This is a genomic window from Pseudomonas sp. MWU12-2020 (assembly GCF_023100605.1).
GTDB classification, from domain to species: Bacteria; Pseudomonadota; Gammaproteobacteria; order Pseudomonadales; family Pseudomonadaceae; genus Aquipseudomonas; species Aquipseudomonas fluorescens_H.
In genome coordinates, this window is sequence record NZ_JALMEX010000031.1 from 1 (window position 1) to 2,535 (window position 2,535).

A 2,535-nucleotide genomic window follows, 5' to 3' on the forward strand; every position below is an offset into this window, starting at 1 on the left:
CCCCCCAGACGTCGACCCGATCCCATACGACCCAGCCCTCGACCCGCAGAAGATAAAAGCGGCGACCGACCGCGCCATCAGCTTCTACCTCAACCCCGGCGCACTGAAGATCTCCATCCCTTCAGTACCGTCAGGCAAATCAAGCCGAATCTTCCTCATCGACCCCACCGTGGACGAAGAAACCTTGCTCGTCGAAGCCTGCGAATCATTGGCCGCCGCCAGTGACATGGCCCGCGACATCGGCTGCGCACTCGACGACTCCAACCGCCGGGCCGTGCTGATGCTGCATCAGGTGATCATGCTCAGTGAACTGATGGTCAACCGAGTGCTGGACGGCCGCCGCGTGCCGAACTAATCACGCGGCCCCCTGTAGGAGCTGCCGAAGGCTGCGATCTTTTGATCTTGTTTTTAAAACCAACATCAAAAGATCGTCCGAACGCGGCCCGAACCTGGGCAGCTCCTACACGATGTCATTCTTTCAAAGTGCCTCGATCGGAGTTCCCGCTGATGCCTGAAATCCCACCCAATCCGCCGGCCACAGACCCGGTGTCACCCTACGAATCGCACAACTCCAGAAAACTCCACGAAGCCGCCGAACGCGCCCTCGACCACTACCTCGCGCCCGCGCACATCATGGCAACGCCATACAGCCCCAGCAGCATGTTCATGGTCAACCCGCAAACCGACACCGAATCCCTGCTGGCCAACGCCTGCGAATCCCTGGCCTCGGCCACGGTCATGCTCGGTGACTTCGCCGGAATGCTGGAAGGGCCGAGCCGCAATACCGCGCTGGGCATTGCCCAAGTGGTGATGCTGGGGGAGTTGGCGGTGAATCAGGCGCTGGATAATGTTGGGTCGAAGGGATAACCGCCATCAGTCGCCATGCGGCAGCTGTCCTGCCTGCATGGCGGCTTTGGTTCCAGCAACGGAGAATCAGCTTTGCTGAGCACTGTCTCGCATCATAGGCGCTGTTTCCTCTCAGACAGGGACGAGCGCAAAGACGTAGCCGGGGACTCGTTGTTCGCCCAAGAATCCTGCGTACGTCATGAAGCTGGTATCGTTGGGAGGTAGATGGTTTTCCATCAACCCAGCCAAATTTTGATTTTGCTCGTGGGAGTGATAGCCCCAACACCGCAGATTGGGACCAGGAAAACTAGGATAAGGTGGGCCTAACACGATACGAGCGTCTGGATATTCGTCATTGAAGCTAGGAACTACAGCGCGGACGGAGTCCCGATCGGGCAATCCTCCGACGGATCTTATCCATCCTGTAATCGCCTCATAGGTCCCCGCCATGAGGCCAGGCGATTTCACAACCTTATAAATTTTTATTTCGTTGCACCGGACAGTAAATTGGCCTTGGTCACCATTCTTGTCTGTCACCGTTATCGTTGTAGACCCTTGCCGGAAGCCGGTCACTGTCCCGTTATTGCTGACGCTCGCAATGGCAGAATTGGCTGATGTGTAGGTGTATGGCGCGACGCCGCCGGTCGCCACACGCCTTTTTACTGTATTCGTTTCAGCCCTACGCTCCCACCCGTAGTCATTAATCAGTCGAATCCCGCCCAGCACCATGGTCGCTGGGGCGATGATAATTGGGATAGGTATTATTTTTAGCGTACGTGCGTCGGAGATTTTTCCTTCGCCGTACAGCGCCGTGGCCGTGAAGTGGTGATCGTCCACGCTCAAGTCGGTCATGGTCCATTCCCACAGGCCTGTCATCGGATCGACGTCGGCGTCTCCTTTGACGGTTGCGCCGTCCTTGATCTGGACTTTCTGACCTTTGCTCGCAGACCCCTTCAGTGTGATAACGGTGGACTTTGTGGTCGCCCCCTCAAGAATTTCCTCACCTTTGTCATTTTCAACTCTGGTGATCTCCGGTTTTTCATCCACCAACGTCTTGATCGTATAAGTACGCACCGGAAACTCCACCGCCTCACTCTCCACCGTGCTCTGACCAAGCGCCGCTTTAAACGCCAGTGCCAGGCTACTGCCATCCTGCAGAGCTTTGAGCTCATCGGCTGGAAGCGGAAAAGTGAAGAACCCTTCAGCGATCCAGTCGTCGTTGGTAAAGGCCGTCGGCGCGCTCCAGATCTCGCGCGCGTAGGCGCTGCCGTCGGCATTGGTCCCGCGCAGGCGCAACCAGACGTATTGGTCGAGGGCGATCAGCGGCCAGTCACCCATGCGTACGGAAGCTTGGGTCAGGTCGCCGGTATACAGTTCCGGGCCGGCGCCGTCGTTGTCGGCCTGCTCGATGGTGGGGCTGGCCAGCGCACTCTGCGGCATTGCTTGCACCGTCAGGTCAAATACCCGGGACGGTGTTGGATGACCATCAATGATGACGACGTAGGAGATTTTTACCGGCTTACCCAGGTTGAACGCCACCACGCTGTTCGGGATCGCAAACTCAAGCCCTGCGCTTACCGCACGCGGCACTGAGGTGTGCGACCCGCCTGCGGGCGTACCCTGTGCGCCAGTCCAGGTGACGATGATTTCATGGTTTGGCAGCAATTCGGGGTTGTCCGGCACCACAAT

The 2,535-nt window shown here is 57.9% G+C and carries 3 protein-coding genes; 2 read left to right on the top strand and 1 reads right to left on the bottom strand.

The window, feature by feature from the left end:
• Positions 1 to 355, top strand: a 355-nt coding sequence (locus M0814_RS28820; RefSeq protein WP_247868567.1) for a DUF6124 family protein, incomplete at its 5' end; no start/stop codon positions are given.
• 152 nt (positions 356 to 507) lie between these two features.
• Positions 508 to 867, top strand: coding sequence for a DUF6124 family protein (locus M0814_RS28825; RefSeq protein ID WP_112997890.1), 360 nt, complete (start codon positions 508 to 510; stop codon positions 865 to 867).
• 111 nt (positions 868 to 978) lie between these two features.
• On the opposite strand, the gene M0814_RS28830 is transcribed toward M0814_RS28825, so the two are convergent.
• A partial coding sequence (locus M0814_RS28830; RefSeq protein ID WP_247868568.1) for an Ig-like domain-containing protein occupies positions 979 to 2,535 on the bottom strand: 1,557 nt, incomplete at its 5' end.